This window comes from Streptomyces himastatinicus ATCC 53653 (genome assembly GCF_000158915.1).
GTDB classification, from domain to species: domain Bacteria; phylum Actinomycetota; class Actinomycetes; order Streptomycetales; family Streptomycetaceae; genus Streptomyces; species Streptomyces himastatinicus.
This window is the reverse complement of the sequence record NZ_GG657754.1, coordinates 4,291,540-4,310,033: the sequence shown is the minus strand read 5'-3', so window position 1 is coordinate 4,310,033 and position 18,494 is coordinate 4,291,540. Positions and strand designations below refer to the sequence as shown.

The window sequence follows — 18,494 nt, the reverse complement described above, 5'->3', positions numbered from 1 at the left end:
ACGGTCTGGCTCAAGGTGCCCGCCCCTGGCAACAAGCGAGGGTGGGTATTCGAGCCGTGCGTACGCCACTGACGGGCGACCTGCCGGGCCTTCGACTCTGACGGCGCCCTGCATGCCCAACGCCCCGGACCATGACCGGTCCGGGGCCCCCGGCAGGATTCGAACCTGTGATACGCCGGGACAGAACCTAACGGTGCTGACGGGAACGGGATCTGGCGCCGCCGCCCGCCTCACAGGAAGCACGATGGAACCGGAAGAGATCGCCGAACTCCGCACCATGTACATCTTCAGCCCGCCGGAGGGGCAGAGCTGGGGACTGACCTACGAGGGCCTGGAGACCCTGCTGCGTGAGCGCGACCCCGAGGAGCTCATTCGCATCGACGATGGCTCCGACGGCCCGGTCAGCGGATCGTCCATGCACTTCGGGATCACCCTGGACGACGAAGAGCTGGAGGGCATGGCCCTGCTGTACCCCGAGGGCGTGTCCGTCATGGACTGCACCGTTCACACAGCGGCCGCCTTCGCCGTCTGGCTCTCGAACAACGCGGTGCCGACGGGAGTGGCCGTCATGTTCAACACGGAGTGGGGCCTGGAGGCCGAACTGTCGGACACCCTCGTTCCAGAGGGGCCCCGCCCGCGCATTGCCGCCGCGTTCATGGAGCACCTCAAGGACACCGGAGACCTCGACTGACCCCACAGTGCTTTGCTCGGCTACGGCATGGGCGGTTGCTGTCCAGCGCGGCGGCCGGGGGCGGTGAGGGCTGGGATCTCGGGGTGGTCGCGTAGCGCCGCGACGACCGCGTTCACGGCGGCGCGCTGCGTCGTGCCGCGCCGCACCACGATGGTGATGTTGCGGTGTACCGGTGTGCTGAGCCGGCGGGTGGTGACCGCGTGGTCCGGGGTGACGGCCAGGGCGGGGAGCAGGGTGATGGACCGGCCCGACTCGACGTGTCGCAGCAGCATCAGGTAGTTGCTGAACCGGCAGGCCACGCGGGGTTCGAATCCCGACTCGCGGCACAGCCGCATGGTCAGATCCGCCATGTACGACTGCGGTCGGTCACACGCCCACGTCTCCTCCGCGCAGGCCGCGAGATTGACCGTCGTACGGCAGGTCAGCGGGTGGTCGGGCGGCAGGACCAGGACGATCGGGTCGATGCCCAGGGGAATCATCTCGAGGTCGGCACCCCACGAGAGGCCGGGGTAATCGGTGGTGGTGACGATGACGTCCGCCTCGCCCGAGCGGAGAGCCGCTCCGCTCTCGTGCGGCTCCGACTCGATCAGTTCGAGGTGCAGGCGCGGGTGGGTGGTGGCCAGGCGCGTCGCCGCAGGCATCGCGAGGGTGTAGATCGCGCTCTGGAACACCCCGAGCCGGACGGTGCCGATGGGCTCGTCGTTCAGGGCGTGCAACTCGGCCTCGGCCTCGGCCATCCGGTCCAGGATCTCCCGGCCCCGACGGGCCAGCAGGAGACCGGCCGGGGTCAGCCGCACTTTCCGCCCCGTCCGCTCCAGCAGCCGGCATCGGGTCTCGGTTTCGAGCACCGCCAGTTGCTGGGACACCGTCGATGCGCTCAGGTGCAGTGTGTCGGCGACCGCGCGGACGGTACCCAGGGTTTCCAGCAGGCTGAGCAGCCGCAGTCGCCCCGAGTTGAGCATGCGCCCGATTGTACGGTTTTGCCGAACAGGACGATCGGATCTGTGCGATGGACGCGCGCAGCGGTGCGTCCCTACCGTCGATCGCATGCTTCCCGAGACAGCCGAGACAGCTGAGACAGCCGGTGGCGCCCCGGAGCGCCATCTCATCCGCTATTCCGGACAAGCCGAGTTCACTCCGGAGGTCATCGCTCGCGCCGCGGGCACATCGGTGTTCACCGAGAGCGGCCGCGAGCTGCTCGATTTCACCTCCGGTCAGATGAGCGCGATCCTCGGGCACTCTCACCCGGAGATCGTCGCGACGGTCCGCGAGCAGGTCGGTGTCCTCGACCACCTCCACAGCGGCATGCTCAGCCGCCCGGTCATCGAGCTCACTCGGCGGCTCGCCGAGACCCTGCCCGATCCGTTGGAGAAGGCGTTGCTCCTGACCACCGGGGCGGAGGCGAACGAGGCCGCGGTGCGGATGGCGAAACTCGTCACCGGCCGCCATGAGATCGTCTCGTTCGCCCGGTCCTGGCACGGGATGACCCAGGCCGCCGCGAACGCCACGTACAGCGCCGGGCGCAAGGGCTACGGACCGGCCGCGCCGGGCAACTTCGCGTTGCCGGTCCCGGACCGCTTCCACCCGGACATCGTCGACGCCGACGGCTCGCTCGACTGGCGCCGCCAACTCGACCTCGGCTTCGACCTGATCGACGCGCAGTCGGTCGGCAGTCTCGCCGCATGCCTGGTCGAACCGATCCTCAGCTCCGGCGGCATCATCGAACTCCCGCCGGGCTATCTGGCCGCCCTGGCGCGGAAGTGCCGGGAACGGGACATGCTGCTGATCCTGGACGAGGCCCAGACCGGGCTGTGCCGCACCGGCGACTGGTACGCCTTCCAGCACGACGGTGTCGTCCCGGACATCCTCACGCTGTCCAAGACGCTCGGCGCGGGGCTGCCGCTGGCAGCCGTGCTGACCAGCCCGGAGATCGAGCAGGAAGCACACGACCGGGGATTCCTGTTCCTCACCACCCATGCCAGCGACCCGCTGCCGGCCGCCGTCGGCAACACCGTCCTCGACGTGCTGATCCGCGACCGCCTCGACGAGCGCGCCCGCCGGCTCGGCACGACGCTGCGCGAGGGCCTCGACGGTCTCGCCGCCCGCCACGACGTCGTCGGGGATGTCCGCGGCCGCGGGCTGCTGGCAGGGGTGGAGCTGGCCGGTGACCAGGTGCTGGGCGCCGGGGGCGCCGACCGGCTCGGCGCGGCCGTCACCCGGCGCTGCTTCGAACTCGGGCTGCACATGAACATCGTCCAGTTGCCCGGCATGGGAGGCACCTTCCGCATCGCGCCGCCGCTGACCGCGAGCGACGACGAGATCGCCCGCGGCGTCGCCATCCTCGACGAAGCGCTCACCGACGCCGTACGAGGTCTCTGAAGCGATCCACCGGGCGGCCTTGTCCCCCGTGCGAGCTACGCCCAGGTGTCCACCGTGAGGTGACGATTCCGGGTCGGCGGATCCGTAGCGTCCGGTGCAGCCGCGGCGCCCCGGCCGCGGATGGGGCGAAGGAGTCTTCATGAGACTGGTCTGGCAGCTCGCGGCCGTCGCGGCGGTCGCTTTCCTCGGCGGTCAGGGCCTTGCCGCGGTGGACGGGAACCCGTGGCTCACGCTGGCCATCGGCGTTCCGACAGCCGTACTCGCGGTGCTGGTCTACGGGTGGGTGGTGCGGCGGACGGAGCGCCGTCCGTCCACCGAGGTGGCCCTGGAAGGTGCCCCCGCCGCGACAGGCCGCGGAATGCTGATCGGCGTCGCGCTGTTCGGGGCCGTCATGGTGAACCTCTTCACCTCCGGGTACTACGAGGTCGACGGCCTGGGCTCGGGAACGGGCGCGGTGGGACTCTTAGGCTTCATGGCCGCCGCCGCGGTGACCGAGGAACTGATGTACCGCGGCGTCCTGTTCCGGATCGCCGAAGAACGCATCGGCACCTGGATCGCGCTGGTGCTGACCGGTGCGCTGTTCGGCCTGTCGCACCTGCTCAACCCGAACGCCAGCCTGTGGGGCGCCGCCGCCATCGCCGTCGAGGCCGGCGGCATGCTCACCGCCGCGTACGTCGCCACCCGCAAGCTGTGGGTGCCGATCGGCCTGCACTTCGGCTGGAACTTCGCCGCCTCCGGCATCTTCAGCACCGAGGTATCGGGCAACGACACCCCCCAGGGACTGCTGGACTCCGCGACGTCGGGCCCGAAGCTGCTCACCGGCGGTGACTTCGGCCCGGAGGGAAGCGTGTACTCGGTGCTGTTCGGCGTCCTGACGACGATCGCGTTCATGTGGCTGGCCTACCGGCGCGGCCATGTGGTGCCCCGTCGCCGCCGCGCAGAGCGGGCCGAGCGGGCCGAGGCCGCCGCTACACTCACCCGGTGATCAGTCTTCGGCGGATCCCGGAGATGCGGATCCCGGAGATATGGCACCGGTCCGACGTCACGGTGCGGGATCTCCCGCTCGGGCTGCTGCTCCTCGCCGCGTCGCTCGTACCGGCGTTCCACAACCACGGGACGCAGCTCGGCGGTCTGCCCGCCCGCCCCTTCGACGCGGCGGCCGTCGTGGCGGTCGCCCTCCAGTGCCTTCCGCTCGCCGTGCGCCGGCGGTGGCCGGTCGTCGCTCTCGCCCTGGTGTCGCTCGGCTTCGCGGTCGACCAGCTCCGCGGCTACCACTCGTTCGCGGGGACCGCGGTGCCCGTCGCGCTGCTGAGCGCGGGCGCCCATCTGGAACGGCACCGGCGCGCCACCGCGCTCCTCTTCTCCGTGGCGTACGTACCGCTGGCGGTCGCGCTCTTCCGGCTCGGTTCGGGTGAGTCGCCGAGCGAGTTCGCGCTGTACTACGTGGCGCTGGCCCTCCCGTGGGGCATCGGGGGGTGGCTGCGCGCCACCCGTACCGCGGAGGCCGAGCGGCGCCGCCGCGTGGCCGAGGACACCCGCGCCGCCGAACGCACCCGCATCGCCCGCGAGCTCCACGATGTCGTGACCCACCACGTCACCGCGATGGTCGTGCAGGCCGAGGCGGCGCGCTATCTGACCACCGCGCCCGATCGCCTCGACCAGGCCCTGAACGCGGTCACCGATACCGGCCGGCTGGCCATCGCCGACCTGCGGCACCTGCTCGACCTGCTCAACCCCGACTACGGCACCGACCACGGCACCGATCACGGCACCGACGCCAGGAAACCGCACATCGGCCGGGTCCTCACGCTCGTGGAGCAGACGCGCCGGGCCGGGCAGCCGGTGGAGTTCACCGAGGAGGGCACGCCCGCGGAGTCGACCGGCAGCGCCGACCTCGTGGCGTACCGGGTCGTACAGGAGGCTCTGACGAACGCCCTCAAGTACGCTCACGGAAGCCGCACTTCGGTCCGGGTGCGCCACGGCCACAGGGAGATCACCGTGGAGGTCAGCACGGACGGTTCCGGCTCGCGGGCCGCCTCCCCCGGCGGGAGCGGCCGGGGTCTCGCCGGTCTCCGCGAACGGGTCGACGTCCTGGGCGGCGACTTCCAAGCGGGCGCGCGGTCGGCCGGTGGCTTCGTCGTCCGGGCACGCATACCCGCGGGGAGCCCGTCGTGACCGCGCCGATCCGGGTCCTGGTCTGCGATGACCAGGTGCTGGTCCGTACCGGGCTGGTGACGATCATCGACGCCCAGCCCGACCTCGAGGTGGTGGGCGAGTGCGAGGACGGGCAGGCCGCGGTCGACCTGGCCGGCCGGCTGCGCCCGGACGTCGTGGTGATGGATGTACGCATGCCGGTGCTCGACGGCATCGAGGCAACCCGCCTGCTCGCCGGTGCCGGGGTGCCGCAGCAGGTCAAGGTGCTCGTGGTGACGACGTTCAACCTGGACGAGTACGTCTACGAGGCGCTGCGCGCGGGGGCGAGCGGGTTTCTGCTCAAAGACGCGCCGCCGTCCCAACTGCTGCACGGGATCCGGACCGTGGCCACCGGCGCGGCCCTGCTGGACCCCGAGGTGACGCGCAAGCTCGTGGGCACGTACGCCGCCCGGATCCGGCCCGCCGCGGGCACCCCGCACGACAACCCGCTGACCCCGCGCGAGCTGGAGGTCCTTCGCCTCATCGCGGACGGCCGCTCCAACAGCGAAATCGCCGCGGCCCTCCAGATCAGCCAGGAGACCGTCAAAACCTTCGTCTCCCGCATCCTCACCAAACTCGATCTCCGCGACCGCGTCCAGGCAGTCGTCTACGCCTACCGCCAGGGCCTGGCGACCTGATACCCACCGGGGCCATTTCGAACCGGCGTTCAGCCTCACGTTCGGAGTGCCTTTCGAACACTCTTTCCGCATAACAAATATGACGCCCCAACGCATAAGATATCGCGCGCTGCTCGCGATGGCGGTCGGTGAGGTCGGTGGTGGGGGCGAGGGTGCCGTGGTTGAGCTGCGAAAAGACACAACCCGGGGCGGTCCTGCGCAAGGCCCTGAACGCGCGTTCGCTTTTCCTGGGTCACGGCGCTTACGGCTCGTCCGCAATACCCTGAAGCGATCATCACAAAGCGGTCCACGCAACAGCGGTGGGCCCCTTTTTCTTTTCCGTGGACGTGCGGCGACAAGCGGGGGCTTCGTTTCACCACAAGAGAAGTGTGGAGTGTGATGCCATGAACAGAGTCGGCAGAGACTCATGCCGGTCGGCCCGCAGGCTCGCGGGGCTGCCGGCGCGCATAGGGCTATCTCTTCTCTTGCTGGCAGGCGGCGCCGTGGGAGCGACGGCCGGACCGGCCGCCGCTTCGACCGCCGACGGCACGCTGACGGTCGAGGTGCTGCGCGACTTCTTCGGCACCGGCGTGATCAACGCGACGATGGACGTGCCGCAGCGGGGCATGAAGGTGCAGATCTCCGACCCCGCCGGGCACGTCGTCAGCGGTGTCACGGATGCCACCGGAAAGGTCGTGGTGGCGCAGTCGACGGTGCTGAGCGGCGGCCAGTACCGCGTCGACGTCAGCATCCCGGCGCCGTACAGCGACTATCTGCGGGCGGCGCCCGCGTCGACGGCGGAGAACCACTTCAACAGCTTCACGTCGTTCGTGGACGTGTCGGACGGAAAGAACGCCTCGGTGGTGACGGGGGTCTGGGACCCGGCCGACTACGCGCTGCCGGACTCGCGGTACTTCGTACCGGTCCACAACGGTGCCAACGGGACGGACAACCGGGCGCTGGTGGCGTTCGGGACGAAGACCCGGGGCACGTGTCCCAGCGATGTGGCGTGCCCGGAGACGCTGGCCACGCAGGACCAGGTGGGCACGACGTTCGGGTTGGCGTACGACAAGGACCGGAGCCAGCTGTTCCAGAGCGCGTTCGCCCGCCGGTACGCCCCGTACGGGCCGCAGGGCGGGGGCGCGATCTACACGGTGCCGGTCAACGGCTCGGGTGCGCCACAGCTGTTCGCGCGCGTACCGGACGCCGCGGTGACGGAGCACGACACCGCCAACATGATCAAGGATCCCGGGTTCACCGACGCGCCGGGCAAGGAGAGCATCGGTGGCCTGGCCCTGTCGGAGGACGGCTCCACGCTGTACGCGGTGAACCTGCGGACCCGCAGCCTGGTGAGCTTCGACGCGACAGGGAACACCGCCTCGGAGCCCGAGGCGACGGTGCCGATCCCGGACCCGGGGTGCGCGAGCCCCGACGACTGGCGGCCGTTCGGTCTCCAGGTCCACAACAACACGCTGTACGTGGGCGGCGTGTGCAGCGCGGAGAGCACGCAGCAGCGTGCGGATCTGAAAGCCTTCGTCTCCACCTACGACGGCAAGCGGTTCACCACGGTGCTGAGCCACCCGCTCACGGCCGAACGCGGCAGCGTCTTCGGTTCCGGCGACAAGGCCACCCACTGGAACCCGTGGAACACCAGCCTGGACACGTGGGACGACCGGAAGGCGGGCGGCGTCTTCATCGATCCGCAGCCGGAGCTGTCCTCCCTCGCCTTCGCCCGCGACGGCTCGATGATCCTGGGTTTCCGCGACCGGTTCATGGACGTGCTCAGCTGGGGAGGGCTGGACCCCCGCCCGGGGAACGACACGGCGGAAAACGCCATGTCCGGTGGTGACATCACCATGGTCTGCGCCACTCCCACCGGTGAATACGCGTGGGAAGGCACCGGGAGCTGCCCCAACCACGCCACCCCCGCCAACAGTGGCGGCCAGCCCGCCGGTGTCGTCGAATACTTCCCGGGCGACTCTTACGCCAACGCGCACAAGGAGACCGCGCTGGGATCGGTGGCCTACATCCCGCAGCAGCAGTGGGTCGCCAGCACGGAGTTCGACCCGGTCGTCGACGTCGCGACCTCAGGGACCGGGTACCACGACATCACGACCGGTCAGGGCCCGGGCAACAACCCCAAGGCCAACGGGTTCCAGTTCGTCAGCCGGGAACAAGGCGGGTTCGGCAAGGCCGGCGGGCTCGGTGACATCGCGTACGCGGCGGCGAACGCGCCGATCCAGATCGGCAACGTCGTGTGGTTCGACGGCGACCACAACGGGATCCAGGACCCGGGGCACGTGCTGCTGCCGGGGGCGACGATCAACCTGCTGGACGCGGACGGCAAGCAGGTCGCCACGACCAGGACCAATGCCGACGGCGAGTACTACTTCGGTGGTGTCGGCGCCGAGTACGAGCTCACGCCGGGCGCGAAGTACACGGTGCAGTTCGACGTGTGCACCGCGGACACCAGCAAGGTGCCCGACCAGCCCGCGGCGAGCGACCTGCGGTTCACGCTCCCGCGAGCCGGTGGCAACCGTGCGCATGACTCCAATGTGACCCCGCCGACCACCGGTCGGTTGTGCGACGGCTCCGCGCCTGTCACGGCGCCGGACAAGCCGGGCAGGGTCGATCACACGATCGACGCCGGGGTGTACATCCCGAAGGCAACGCCGACCCCGACCCCGACCGATACGGCGAACCCGAGCCCGACCCCGACCGATACCGCGACCCCGGGCCCGACGCCGACCGATACCGCGAACCCGACGCCGACCTCATCACCGGCCCCGGACCCGACCTCGCCACCCGGCCCGGCCTCGCCGCCGTCAGGCGCGCCGCCTGCCAACCCGGGCCCGGCCGGTGGGAGTACGGGTTCCGGTGGGAGCAGGGGGTCGCTGGCGCTCACCGGTATGTCCGGGCTGCCAGAGGCGATCGCCCTCGTCGGTCTGCTGGTGGGCGCGGGTCTGGCCATCGCGTTCATGAGCCGGAAGCGTCGCGCCCAGAAACACTGAACAGGGGAAATCGGAAAAGTGTCAGCGTCGAGCCGCGTGCGGAGCGTGCGAACCCGGCAACCTCTACCTGGCCGTGCGGCTGACCGGCGCCGATGGCCGCGGCCACGCTGGGTGGCAGCGGTCATCGGCGTAGCGGCCGTCGCGGTGGCCGTGTTCCTGGCCACCGGCGGCGGCTCTGGCCCCAGCGGTCCGCGCGCGCTGACGTCGGATGAGGTGAACCGGCTGGCGATGACGCGGTTCCGTAACTACGAGGCGCACGGCCGCGCGGTGACGATCACCGTGCCGGGCACCGCCGGTGGGCTGATCGTCACCGGGTCCGTCGACTACCGACGCAAGCTCGGTTACGGCGTGGTGCACGGCACTGGGCGCGACACATCCAGCGACGGGCTGATCGAGTGGACGGCCACCTCGGTGGCCGTCCACCCGATGGCGAACGCCCCGGCACACCCACCCGCGTCGCCGCCCCGCTCGGGCTGGTACGGCCGTCCGCTCCAGTCGTCCGGCAGCGCGCTGGACAGTTCGCTGGCCATCGCACTCGGTCTCGGCAGCGACCGGCCGGACAACGCCCAACTCATGCCGCAGAACGGCGCCGCCTGGTGGGGACGGGATCAGGTGGACGGGCATTGGGTGGACGTCATGACCGGGCCGTCCTCCCGTGACCGCTCCGGTACGGCGAACAGGGTGCGCTACTGGGTCGGTTCGGACGGCACCATGTACCGGGTGCGCGTCAGCGTGGGTTCCGTGTCGCGGCCGGTGGTCATCGATTTCGACACCCAGAAGTACGTTCCGGTCAAGCCGGTCCCCGGAGTCACCCCGACGCGGTAGCCGCTGTTCAGGAGGCTCGCACCCGCGCGTCCTCGGCAAGCAGGGACACCGGCGGCAGCGGGATGTCCGCCATGTCCGGCGGGGCCGGAACGGCCGGGACGACGGTGGCGCCCGTAGTGGTGGCGTGGGGGAACTGCGGCTGTCGGCCAGGCGCCGCGACCTCGGTGAACGGGATGCCGCCAGGTGCCGTCGGCATCGCCCACCGGCCGCCTGGCGAGGGCGACTTGGCGGGCAGCGGACAGGACGCGGTGGTCGCGAGCCGGACGGGCACCGTGGTGCGCAGATCGTTGCCGCGCAGGCAGTTGCCCCGCCCCCGGGTGGCGGTGGGGAACGTCCAGCCGACGTCGACTCCGTTGCCGGTGAACGTGTTGTCCACGATCCGGTTGCCGACCGACGCCATGTCGGCGGTCGCGGTGATCACCAGCCCGGCGTTGCTGTTGTCGGCGACGCGGTTACGGACGAACTGGTTGTCGCTGCCGCCGTCGATGCCGATGCCGGTGCCCCATCCGCCGTCGGCCTGCTGCGGGGTGGCCCGCTGCTGGTTGGCGGCGATCAGATTGCCCGCGATGACGGCGTCCCGCTGCGGGAGCAGCTTCTCCTGGTGGTCGGAGTTGGTGGTCAGGCCGACCCGGTTGCCGACCAGACGGTTGCGGACCACGTACATGTCGCCGCTGGCGTTGGTGCCTTCGTAACCGACCGCGTTGAGTTCGGCGATGTTGTCCCGCACCACGATGTGACACGGCTTGCACTGCCCGACGTAGATACCCGAGTCGGCCCCGCCCGAGGTGTACGAACGCTCGATGACACCGTTCTGCGCGGAGAACGCGTAGATGCCGTACAGCCCGTTGCGGGTCGCGGTCACATGCGAGACCAGGAACGACTTCAGGAAGGTGACGGGCTCGTCGCCGGTGTCGTAGTGGCCGCTCTGCCCCGGCAGCCCGGCGGCGGCCGCCGCCGAACCGGTGACCAGCACCCCGTTCTGCGTGTTGTTCTCCACGGTCAGGTTCTCCACGGCCACTCCGGGCGCCGCGACGACGACACCGTTCGGCTGCCGCAACCGCCCGTCGATGACGACCTTGTGCCGGGACGCGCCGCGAAGGGTGATGCGAGCCGTGTCGATCTTCACCGACTCGTGGTAGACGCCCGGGGCGATCAGCACCAGGTCACCGGGCCGGGCCAAGGACACCGCAGCCGAGATCGTCGGGGCATCGGCAGGCACGCGGATCGTCACCTGCGCACCGGACGGTCGCCGGCCTTTGTCCGATCCGCCATCGCCGCCGTCGCAGCCGACCACAAGTGCCAGCGTGCCCAGTACCGCCGCCACCACGCGAAGAGCTAATCGAGGCATGGCCCCAGTCTGGCAGAACGCCCAATTACCCGCCGTAATTGGCGAGATTGACCGACGTGCACGGTGAGGATGTGGCACCCTGCACCCCATGCATCGAGCCGATCACCGTCCGTCGCGCCGCGCGTTCCTCGATGCCACCGGCGCCATGGTGGCCGCCGGCCTGACCGCCGGGTGCACTTCGGACTCCGCCCGGCCAGGCCGGCACGCCCCTACCGCCGCGGCCACGCCGACACCGGTTGTGGCGACGGGCCGGCATCAGGCAGGCATCACGCTCCCCCAGCCGGCCCAGCGCAACCTGCTGGCCGTGGTGGCAGACCTCGGCGCCACCGTGGCTCCCGGCCCGTTACTGGCCGACCTGGGCCAGGCCATCCGCACACTCGTCGCGGGGACCGACCCGCGGCTGCTGGGCCTGCCGCCGGGCGACCTCACCGTGACCGTCGGCGTGGGCCCCCGGCTGGTGCGCACGGCCGGCGCCTCGCTGCCCGGCGCGACCGACCTCCCGCGGTTCTCCCGCGAGCGGATCGCCCCGCGGGCACGCGGCGGTGACCTGCTGATACAGATCTGCGCCGGCGACGCGCTGCTCCCACCGGTCGTCGCCGCCGCGCTCCTGGACCAGGCCGGTGACCGCATCCACGAACGCTGGCGGCAGTCCGCACGCCGCGGTGCGAACGTGCCCATCGGCAACGGCCTCACCGCGCCACGGAACCCGCTCGGCTTCATCGACGGCATCGTGGGCCCGCACACGACCGCCGAACAACGGCGCGACCTGTGGCTGGCCGGACCCCCCGCGGTCGCCGGCGGCACCCTCGCCGTACTGCGGCGCATGGAACTCGACCTGCCCCGGTTCGCCGCCCTGTCCGTAGCCGAGCAGGAGGCGGTCTTCGGGCGACGCCGGGCCAGCGGCGTCCCCCTCTCCGGCGGCCCCGTCGCCTTGGGCCCGGAACTCGGCGCCAAGACACCGGACGGCCGCTATCTCGTCCCCGCGGACGCCCACGTACGCAGGGCGAACCCCTCCGTGGTCGGCGCCGGCCTCATGCTCCGCCGCTCCTACAGCACCGACGACCCCGCCCCCGGCCTGCTCTTCATCAGCTTCCAGAACGACCTGCGCACCTTCACCGCCACCCTCACCCACATGGACACCGCCGACGCGCTGCTGCGATTCACCACCACAACCGCCAGCGCGACCTTCCTGATCCTCCCCGGCTTCGACCGGCAACGCCCCCTCGGTTCCCAGCTGTTCGGCTGATCATGCCGTGCCCGCTGCTTTGGGCGCGGGCTGCTCCCCCGAGCCCCGGACGATAAGCCGGGTGGGAACGGTGATGGTGCGGGCCCGCGAGCGGTCGCCGTCGAGGCGGGCGAGGGCTGTGGCCGCGGCGCTGCGCCCGAGTTCTCCGGGGTCCTGCGCGACGACGGTCAGGGCCGGTTCCAGAGCCTCGGCGAGCGACACGTCGTCGAAGGCGACGACGGCTACGTCCTTGCGCTTGCTGCGGGCGAGTTCGGCGACGATACCGAGCGCCATGATGTTGTTTCCGGCGAACAGTGCCGTGGGGGGATCGGCCAGTTCGAGGAGTTGGGAGGTCGCGGCCTCCGCCCCCGGCTGGTCGTGTGCGCTCGCGACCAGCAAGCGGTCGAAGGGGATGTCGGCTTCTTGCAGGGCCGCGCGATATCCGGCCAGGCGTTCGCGGCGGGTGTGCAGCTTGACGGGCAGGTCGCCGATGAACCCGATGCGGCGGTGACCGTGGGCGATCAGGTGGGCGACGCCCTCTTGGGCCCCCATACGGTTGGAGCTGACGATGCTGTCCGTGGACAGGCCGGCCCCTGGCCGGTCGAGGAAGACGATGGGCAGCCCCGCCGTGCGGTGCGACTTGAGTTCGGAGTGGTCGGCGCCGACGGACGGTACGACGATCAGGATGCTGACGCGCCGGGCGAGAAACTGGGCCGTCAGGGCGCGTTCGCGGTCGGGGTCATCCGCTGACGAGCCCATGAGCAGCGTCAGTCCGCGGTCCCGGACCGTCTCCTCGATACCGCGGGCCACGGCTCCGAAGAAGGGGTTGGCCAGGTCGGGGATGACCAGCCCTATGGTCGTGTCCGGACCGCCGACGCGGATGTTGCGGGCCATGAGGTTCGGCTGGAAGCCCAACTTGGCCACCGCGGCGAGTACCTGTTCCCGCGTCCGCGCCGAGACGGGCCCGTCCTCATTGAGGACTCGGGAGACCGTCTTGGCGCTGACACCTACTTCTCGGGCGACATCGGCCAAGGTGGGGCGGCGGCTCGCTGCCATGGAGGAACCCGTCTCCTGGGTGCTCTCGGGTTCCGGGCCGCGGCCTCGGCCGGAACATGGGAGAGCGGGGTTGCGCTGTCAGGTGGCCTGTACTCCGGCGGCCTTCGCGGCCTTGGAATCCGCTACGACAGTACCGCCGGTCTCGTCGACGCTGAGCGCGCCGGTCATGATCGCGACGACCTCCGCCATGGAGTAGTCGGAGGGCTTGATCAGGGCGGCACGCCGGCCCAGCCGGTGGACGTGGATACGGTCGGCGATCTCGAAGACGTGGGGCATGTTGTGGCTGATCAGGACGACCGGCATGCCCTTGTCGCGGACGCGGCGGATCAGGTCGAGGACCTGTCCGGACTCCTTGACGCCGAGGGCGGCCGTAGGTTCGTCCATGACGACGACGCTGCGGGCCCAGGCGACCGCGCGGGCGACCGCCACGGCCTGCCGCTGGCCACCGGAGAGGGTCTCGACTGCCTGGGACAGCGAGCGCAGGCCGATCTTCAGGTCGGCCATGTGCTCGGCGGCCTCTTGACGCATGCGCTTCTTGTCGAGCATGCGGAACGCGCTGCCGAGGATGCCCGGGCGGCGCAGCTCGCGGCCGAGGAACACGTTGGAGGCGATGTCCATGGAGGCCGCCACGGCGAGGTCCTGATAGACCGTCTCGATGCCGTGGGCGCGTGCGCTCTGCGGGCCGGAGAACTGGATCGGCTTGCCGTGGAGGCGTATCTCGCCTTCGTCCGGCACCACCGCGCCGGTGAGGGCCTTGATGAGGCTGGTCTTGCCGGCGCCGTTGTCGCCTATGACGGCGAGGACCTCGCCGGGCAGGAGGTCGAAGTCGGCGCCGTCGATGGCGGTGACGTGGCCGTAGCGCTTGACCAGACCGCGGGCCTGGAGGATGGGGGTCGAAGTGGTGGCGGTCATCGGGCCTTCCTCCGGGAGATCTGGTCGACGGTCACCGCGAGGATCACCAGGATTCCGGTGATGAGGGTCTGGTAGATGGAGGCGACGCCCATCAGCTGGAGTCCGTTGCGGAAGACGCCGACGATGAGGACGCCGATGAACGTGCCCAGGACCGATCCGCGTCCGCCGAAGAGGCTGGTGCCGCCGAGGACGACGGCGGTGATGCTGTCGAGGTTGTCGGTCTGCCCGGCCTGGGGGTCGCCGACTCCGGTGCGGGAGATCAGGAGCAGGGCGGCGATGCCGTACATCAGGCCGGCCACGGTGTAGACGCCGATGGCCAGGCGGGAGGTGCGGATGCCGTTCAGCCGCGCCGCTTCCGGGCTGTTGCCCAGGGCGTAGACGTGCCGGCCCCAGCTGGTGCTGCTCAGCGAGTAGGCGAGGAGGAGAAACAGCGCGATGGTGACCAGCGAGCCGTAGGTGATGTCGGTCTTGCCGAGAGGGAAGGTCTGCCCGAGGGCCGTCAGCGGGCCGGGCAGGCTGCTGACCGTCTGCTCCTCGGAGTAGATGTGGGTCAGTGCGAACGCCACGTTGAGCATGCCGAGGGTGACGATGAACGGCGGCAGCGGGATCTTCTTCACCAGTGCCCCGTTGAGCATGCCGAAACCGGCGCAGACGATCAGGCCCAGCGCGATGGCGGCGAGCGGTGGCACGGTGCCCTCGGCTGCCATCTTGGCGATCACGATGCTGCCGAACGCCATCACCGCTCCGCAGGACAGGTCGATGCCCGCGGTGAGGATGATCAGTGTCTGGCCGATGGCGAGGGTGCCGACGACCATGACCTGCTGCACGATCAGCGAGAGGTTCCCGCCGGTGAGGAACTGGGTGGTCGAGACGGAGAAGAAGGCACAGGCCAGGAGGAGGGCGACCAGCGGGCCGGTGGTCGGCTGCGTGAGCAGTCTGCGGACCGTGGTCGGCGTTTTGAGCTCCGCGTACGGCGTGGACGTGGAGGGTGGCGTGGACGTGGCAGTCATGCGAGGTCCTTGTCGGAAGACAGAAGCCCTTGTCCGTCCTTGTCGGACGGGAAGAGGACGAGGGAGCGGCCGTCCCCCGTCGGGGAGGAACAGTCGGCCGCCCCGCTGAGGGGTGTCGAACGGCGGGAGCCGGGGGCCGGCGGCTCAGCCCCAGCAGTTCTCCAGGCCGTAGGCGGTGTCCTTGGAGGCGGCCCCGGCTTGCGCCTTGTCGGTGATCAGGGTGACGCCGGTGTCGGTGTAACCCGACGCCTTCTTGCCGTCCTTGGCGTAGGTCACGACGGCCTTGACGCCCTCGGCGGCCATCTTCAGCGGGTACTGCTGCGAGGTCGCGGCGATCTTGCCGCCCTTGACGGCCCGGGTGCCGGTGCAACCGCCGTCGACGGAGACGATCAGCACGTCCTTCTCCCGGCCCTTGGCCTTGAGCGCGGTGTACGCGCCCAGGGCGGCGGGCTCGTTGATGGTGTAGACGACGTTGATGTCGGGGGCCTTCTGCAAGCAGTTCTCCATCGCGGTCTGGCCCTTGGACTGGTCGCCCCCGGTGTCCTGGGAGCAGACGATGGAGGCGTCGCCCTTCTTGATGCCGAAGCCCTTCAGGAAGCCGTTGTGCCGCTGGACGCCGACGGAGACGCCCGGTGCGAGGTCGAGGGTGGCTATCTTCGCCGTCTTGCCCTTCATGGCGGCCTTGGCATACTCGCCGATCAGCTCGCCGGCCTTGAGGTTGTTCGTGGCGAAGAGGGCGTCGACCGCGCTCTCCGGGTCGGTCGGGGTGTCCAGGGCGATGACCAGGACGCCCTTGGCCTTGGCCTTTTCGAGCGCGGGCACGATCGCCTTCGAGTCGCTGGGGGTGATCAGGATGCCCTTCACGCCGGAGGCGACCATGTTCTCGATGGCGGTGACCTGCCCGGCGTTGTCACCGTCGAACTTGCCCGCGGCGGTGGACAGTTTGACGCCGTTCTGCTTGGCGGCCTTCTCCGCGCCCTCCTTCATCTTCACGAAGAACGGGTTGGTGTCGGTCTTGGTGATCAGACCGACCTTGACGTCGCCCGATCCGGTGCTCGCGGTGCCCGATCCGGAGCCGGATCCACAGGCAGTCAGGGTGAGGGCTGCGATGCCCGTGCACGCGGCGGCTCTGAGCAGGGAGGAAGGAAGACGAGAGGTACGTGACATGAACGACTCCTGCGGGATTGCGGGCGAAGCGGTAGGCGCCGAGGCATGCCGCCCGAGGTGTCATCGTTGACTTATGTCATCGTTGACACTTCTTGGCGAGGATGATGGACTCCGCCTCCAGGCAACGTCAATGCCTTCTACCGGTCACAAATCGGCAACATCGTGACCGTCGCCCGCCCGCAGCAATCCGGGCTCTGCCCGTCAGGTGCCCGTTTCCGCCAGCGCGCCCCAAGAGAAGAGCCGCCATGCACCCACGTCAGATCACCGTCCTGGGGGAGTGCGTCGCCGACGCGTTCGCCGAATCGGCGCGGCCCCGGAACGAGCTCGCCCTGCGCGTGCTGCCGGGCGGCGGACCAGCCAACACGGCGGCGGCCCTGGCCCGGCTCGGCAGCCCGGCCCGCTTCCTCGCACGACTGTCCGGCGACGTGTTCGGCCGCCTCTTCCGGTCCCACCTGGAGGCGTCCGGCGTGGACCTGTCCCACGCCGTCGAGGCCGCCGAGCCCAGCACGCTGGCCGTGGCCGAGCTGGATGCCCAGGGCCAAGCCGCGTTCTCCTTCCACGCCCAGGCCACCGCCGACTGGCAGTGGACGAGCGCGGAACTGGCCGGGGTGGACCTGGCCGACACCGCCTGCGTCCACACCGGATCGCTGGCCCTGGTCAAGGAGCCCGGGGCGGCAGTGGTGGAGGCCTTCCTGGCAGCGGCGGCGCCCCGGGCCACCATCAGCATCGATCCCAACGTCCGCCCGCTCCTGGTGCGCCCCGAGGTCTACCGTGCCCGGCTGGCGCACTGGTGCGGCCTCGCGGACGTGCTGCGGCTGAGCGAGGACGACCTGGACCTCCTCCTCCCCGGAACGCTCCCCGAGCAGGCGTGCGACACCTGGCATGAGGCGGGGGCGCGGCTCGTCGTGATCACACGCGGCGCCGACGGCGCCCTGGCCTCACTCGACGGGGAGCGGGTGCAGGTGCCCGCGGTGGCGACGCCGGTCGTCGACACGGTCGGTGCCGGGGACTCCTTCACCGCCGGACTGCTGCACCACCTCGGCACCCACGGCCTCCTCGGCGGCAGGCTGACGGACCTGCGTCTCGGCGATGTCGAGGCGGCCTGCCTGTTCGCCGTGAAGGTCGCGGCCCTGACCTGCTCGGTTGCCGGCCCCAACCCGCCGTGGCAGGACCAGCTGGCGCAGTTCACGACGGACGAGGACGTCGTCCGGCACCTCGACTCAACCCCCTGACAAGGACGAGAAACCATGACGAAAACCCTGCTCGCCGAGTTCACGGCCCGAGAGGGAGCGGAGGACGAGGTCGCCCGCCTGATCCAGGACTACGCCCGGAAGGTGCGTGAGGAGGAAGGCAACCTGGCCTTCGACGTCTACACCAAGGCGGCCAACCCGCGCGCCTACTGGATCTTCGAGGTCTACCGGGACGAGGACGCCTTCAAGACGCACCTGAACGCCCCGTACGGCGCCCCGTTCAACGCGGCCCTCACCCCGCTGATCGAGGAGGACGCCTCCATGCTGACGTTCCTCGACCCACTGGCCACGCATCCGTGACGAGCGTTGAACACCGGCGTCGACCCGAAGTTGGAGCCCGGGCGATCCAACTGCTGCTCCGGAAGCCAGAGGTCCTGTCGCCCCGATGGGCGAGAGGACCTCTGACCTGCTGCTTAGGCGTGCCCCCGGCAGGATTCGAACCTGCGACACCCGCTTTAGGAGAGCGGTGCTCTATCCCCTGAGCTACGGAGGCGGGGATCTGTCGGAAACCGTGTCCGACATCGTGCTGTGGTGGTCGCGGCCGGGTAGGGCTGGGCCACCGCGGCCAGTGTAGCGGGTGGGGGACCGGCGATCATCAGGACCGGGAGGCGGGGACAGGAGCAGGTCGGCCAGGGGTGTGCGGGTGTGGTGCACGGAGCGGCCGGTGCGGGTGGTGGTGAGGAGGCCGGCGGCGCGGAGGGCCGTGGCGTGGGTGGAGGCCGTGGCGTTGCTGACGCCGAGGCGGCGGGCGAGGTCCGTGGTGGTGTGGGGCTCGTCCAAGGTGCGGAGCAGGGCGAGCCGGGTGCGGCC

The 18,494-nt window shown here is 70.4% G+C and carries 17 protein-coding genes and 1 tRNA gene; 10 read left to right on the top strand and 8 right to left on the bottom strand.

Annotated features, from left to right (window positions below; all coding sequences use genetic code 11):
- The first annotated feature begins 244 nt into the window (after positions 1-244).
- Positions 245-691 (top strand): hypothetical protein, encoded by a 447-nt coding sequence (locus SSOG_RS17755; RefSeq protein WP_039937948.1) that lies wholly within the window; start codon positions 245-247, stop codon positions 689-691.
- Positions 692-711: 20 nt separating this feature from the next.
- On the opposite strand, the gene SSOG_RS17750 is transcribed toward SSOG_RS17755, so the two are convergent.
- Entirely contained in the window at positions 712-1,653 is a 942-nt protein-coding gene (locus SSOG_RS17750) for a LysR family transcriptional regulator (RefSeq protein WP_039937946.1), read from the bottom strand.
- Positions 1,654-1,738: 85 nt separating this feature from the next.
- Between SSOG_RS17750 and SSOG_RS17745 the strand changes: the two genes are divergently transcribed.
- From SSOG_RS17745 to SSOG_RS17720, 6 genes are all read left to right on the top strand, one after another.
- Positions 1,739-3,070 (top strand): aspartate aminotransferase family protein, encoded by a 1,332-nt coding sequence (locus tag SSOG_RS17745; protein WP_009715620.1) that lies wholly within the window; start codon positions 1,739-1,741, stop codon positions 3,068-3,070.
- A gap of 139 nt (positions 3,071-3,209) precedes the next feature.
- A complete protein-coding gene (locus SSOG_RS17740; protein WP_009715619.1) occupies positions 3,210-4,055 on the top strand; it encodes a CPBP family intramembrane glutamic endopeptidase in 846 nt (281 codons plus the stop codon).
- A 23-nt stretch (positions 4,056-4,078) separates the two neighbouring features.
- A complete protein-coding gene (locus SSOG_RS17735) occupies positions 4,079-5,245 on the top strand; it encodes a sensor histidine kinase (protein ID WP_009715618.1) in 1,167 nt (388 codons plus the stop codon).
- Complete coding sequence (locus tag SSOG_RS17730) at positions 5,242-5,901, top strand: response regulator (RefSeq protein WP_009715617.1); 660 nt, start codon at positions 5,242-5,244, stop codon at positions 5,899-5,901. The genes SSOG_RS17735 and SSOG_RS17730 overlap by 4 nt, the downstream gene beginning before the upstream one ends.
- A 482-nt stretch (positions 5,902-6,383) precedes the next feature.
- A complete protein-coding gene (locus SSOG_RS17725) occupies positions 6,384-8,891 on the top strand; it encodes an SdrD B-like domain-containing protein (RefSeq protein WP_039937944.1) in 2,508 nt (835 codons plus the stop codon).
- A 111-nt stretch (positions 8,892-9,002) separates the two neighbouring features.
- Positions 9,003-9,716, top strand: a complete 714-nt coding sequence (locus SSOG_RS17720) for a hypothetical protein (protein ID WP_009715615.1) — start codon at positions 9,003-9,005, stop codon at positions 9,714-9,716.
- A gap of 7 nt (positions 9,717-9,723) precedes the next feature.
- On the opposite strand, the gene SSOG_RS17715 is transcribed toward SSOG_RS17720, so the two are convergent.
- Entirely contained in the window at positions 9,724-10,935 is a 1,212-nt protein-coding gene (locus tag SSOG_RS17715) for a right-handed parallel beta-helix repeat-containing protein (protein ID WP_039941269.1), read from the bottom strand.
- A 217-nt stretch (positions 10,936-11,152) separates the two neighbouring features.
- On the opposite strand from SSOG_RS17715, the gene SSOG_RS17710 reads away from it, so the two are divergent.
- The gene (locus SSOG_RS17710; protein ID WP_009715613.1) at positions 11,153-12,310 is read left to right on the top strand and encodes a Dyp-type peroxidase; all 1,158 of its coding nucleotides are present in this window, start codon (positions 11,153-11,155) and stop codon (positions 12,308-12,310) included.
- Here SSOG_RS17710 and SSOG_RS17705 read toward each other — a convergent pair whose 3' ends face one another.
- From SSOG_RS17705 to SSOG_RS17690, 4 genes are all read right to left on the bottom strand, one after another.
- Positions 12,311-13,345: a LacI family DNA-binding transcriptional regulator gene (locus tag SSOG_RS17705; protein WP_009715612.1), complete on the bottom strand. Its 1,035-nt coding sequence runs from the start codon at positions 13,343-13,345 to the stop codon at positions 12,311-12,313.
- Between the two features lie 78 nt (positions 13,346-13,423).
- Positions 13,424-14,257, bottom strand: a complete 834-nt coding sequence (locus SSOG_RS17700) for an ATP-binding cassette domain-containing protein (RefSeq protein ID WP_009715611.1) — start codon at positions 14,255-14,257, stop codon at positions 13,424-13,426.
- Positions 14,254-15,267 carry an ABC transporter permease gene (locus SSOG_RS17695; protein ID WP_009715610.1) on the bottom strand — a complete coding sequence of 338 codons (1,014 nt, stop codon included), beginning with the start codon at positions 15,265-15,267 and terminating at the stop codon, positions 14,254-14,256. Before SSOG_RS17695 ends, SSOG_RS17700 begins: the two co-directional genes overlap by 4 nt.
- Positions 15,268-15,411: 144 nt before the next feature.
- Positions 15,412-16,434 (bottom strand): sugar ABC transporter substrate-binding protein, encoded by a 1,023-nt coding sequence (locus tag SSOG_RS17690; protein WP_009715609.1) that lies wholly within the window; start codon positions 16,432-16,434, stop codon positions 15,412-15,414.
- A 245-nt stretch (positions 16,435-16,679) separates the two neighbouring features.
- On the opposite strand from SSOG_RS17690, the gene SSOG_RS17685 reads away from it, so the two are divergent.
- Together SSOG_RS17685 and SSOG_RS17680 are read left to right on the top strand one after the other, a co-directional pair.
- Positions 16,680-17,666 (top strand): carbohydrate kinase family protein, encoded by a 987-nt coding sequence (locus tag SSOG_RS17685; protein WP_009715608.1) that lies wholly within the window; start codon positions 16,680-16,682, stop codon positions 17,664-17,666.
- Between the two features lie 15 nt (positions 17,667-17,681).
- Positions 17,682-17,984, top strand: coding sequence for a putative quinol monooxygenase (locus SSOG_RS17680; protein WP_009715607.1), 303 nt, complete (start codon positions 17,682-17,684; stop codon positions 17,982-17,984).
- A gap of 120 nt (positions 17,985-18,104) precedes the next feature.
- On the opposite strand, the gene SSOG_RS17675 is transcribed toward SSOG_RS17680, so the two are convergent.
- Both SSOG_RS17675 and SSOG_RS47570 read right to left on the bottom strand, forming a co-directional pair.
- Positions 18,105-18,177 (bottom strand) — tRNA-Arg (locus tag SSOG_RS17675).
- A partial coding sequence (locus SSOG_RS47570; RefSeq protein ID WP_154686100.1) for an ArsR/SmtB family transcription factor occupies positions 18,168-18,494 on the bottom strand: 327 nt, incomplete at its 5' end. The genes SSOG_RS17675 and SSOG_RS47570, both read right to left, overlap by 10 nt.

Excerpts from the sequence above, each read along its gene's own strand:
- SSOG_RS17695 (WP_009715610.1), bottom strand. The coding sequence starts at position 15,267 with ATGACTGCCACGTCCACGCCACCCTCCACGTCCACGCCGTACGCGGAG.
- SSOG_RS17735 (WP_009715618.1), top strand. The coding sequence starts at position 4,079 with ATGCGGATCCCGGAGATATGGCACCGGTCCGACGTCACGGTGCGGGAT.
- SSOG_RS17700 (WP_009715611.1), bottom strand. The coding sequence starts at position 14,257 with ATGACCGCCACCACTTCGACCCCCATCCTCCAGGCCCGCGGTCTGGTC.
- SSOG_RS17705 (WP_009715612.1), bottom strand. The coding sequence starts at position 13,345 with ATGGCAGCGAGCCGCCGCCCCACCTTGGCCGATGTCGCCCGAGAAGTA.
- SSOG_RS17745 (WP_009715620.1), top strand. The coding sequence starts at position 1,739 with ATGCTTCCCGAGACAGCCGAGACAGCTGAGACAGCCGGTGGCGCCCCG.
- SSOG_RS17740 (WP_009715619.1), top strand. The coding sequence starts at position 3,210 with ATGAGACTGGTCTGGCAGCTCGCGGCCGTCGCGGCGGTCGCTTTCCTC.
- SSOG_RS17685 (WP_009715608.1), top strand. The coding sequence starts at position 16,680 with ATGCACCCACGTCAGATCACCGTCCTGGGGGAGTGCGTCGCCGACGCG.
- SSOG_RS17710 (WP_009715613.1), top strand. The coding sequence starts at position 11,153 with ATGCATCGAGCCGATCACCGTCCGTCGCGCCGCGCGTTCCTCGATGCC.
- SSOG_RS17750 (WP_039937946.1), bottom strand. The coding sequence starts at position 1,653 with ATGCTCAACTCGGGGCGACTGCGGCTGCTCAGCCTGCTGGAAACCCTG.
- SSOG_RS17690 (WP_009715609.1), bottom strand. The coding sequence starts at position 16,434 with ATGTCACGTACCTCTCGTCTTCCTTCCTCCCTGCTCAGAGCCGCCGCG.
- SSOG_RS17680 (WP_009715607.1), top strand. The coding sequence starts at position 17,682 with ATGACGAAAACCCTGCTCGCCGAGTTCACGGCCCGAGAGGGAGCGGAG.
- SSOG_RS17755 (WP_039937948.1), top strand. The coding sequence starts at position 245 with ATGGAACCGGAAGAGATCGCCGAACTCCGCACCATGTACATCTTCAGC.